Here is an 879-nt window from a genome sequence, read left to right on the forward strand (position 1 = left end):
AAACAAGATAAAGCAGGTATTTTTTCGTTCTCAAAAAAAGTAGAAAACAGAGTTGTTGCAGAGCGAAGAACCTCGCAAATGAATTTAATTTTAGAAGCGCTTTATAACGTTAATACTAATTTTTTTGAAAGTGATTTTGGGCGTTTGTATGCCGATATTAAACGTAATATAACACACCGAAGTTTAATTTTATTATATACAAATTTTGAAACTTTAGATGGCCTACATAGGCAATTACCATATTTAAAAGGTATTGCAAAAAGCCATTTATTAGTAGTTATATTTTTTAAAAACACAGAACTTAACAGCTTAATACACAACAAAGCCGAAACTGTTCAACAAGCTTATGATAAAGTAATTGCCGAAAAGTTTGCTTTTGAAAAGCGCCTAATTGTAAATGAGTTAAAAAAATACGGTATTTACTCCATTCTTACTACACCAGAGAATTTAACTATAGACACCATAAACAAATACTTAGAAATAAAAGCTAGAGGATTACTATAAAAAGCCCTTTTACTTAAAAGTTAAAAGGGCTTTTTAAAACTAAACTAACTATCAATAAAATTTTAATTATGCTATATGTTATACGTCTTCGTTTAACCATGCTTTCATCATCCACACGGTTTTTTCTTGTTCGGTAATAAAATCACTCATCATACTATTTGTTCCTTCATCATTTGCATCACCTGCTTTTTCAAGTATATTTCTTTCTATTTCTAATAATTCTTTTAAAGAATCTACTATTAATCTAACAGCTTTAACATCTTCCGAAATATTTTTACCTACAGGCACTTTAGCAGCTGCAGTATAATCTTCAAAAGTATGTAAAGGTGTTTCACCTAAAGTTAAAATACGCTCTGCTATTTCATCAACTTTAGC

General features: G+C 29.1%; 1 protein-coding gene and 1 pseudogene. One reads left to right on the forward strand and one right to left on the reverse strand.

Annotation, left to right across the window (positions count from 1 at the left end; all coding sequences use genetic code 11):
- A pseudogene (locus FUA24_RS03180) lies at positions 1-504 on the forward strand (DUF58 domain-containing protein); the annotation flags it as partial.
- Between the two features lie 78 nt (positions 505-582).
- Here the strand turns inward: FUA24_RS03180 and FUA24_RS03185 are convergent.
- On the reverse strand, positions 583-879 hold a 297-nt coding region (locus tag FUA24_RS03185), incomplete at its 5' end, for a Dps family protein (RefSeq protein WP_148540022.1).

It is taken from the genome of Seonamhaeicola marinus (genome assembly GCF_008085455.1).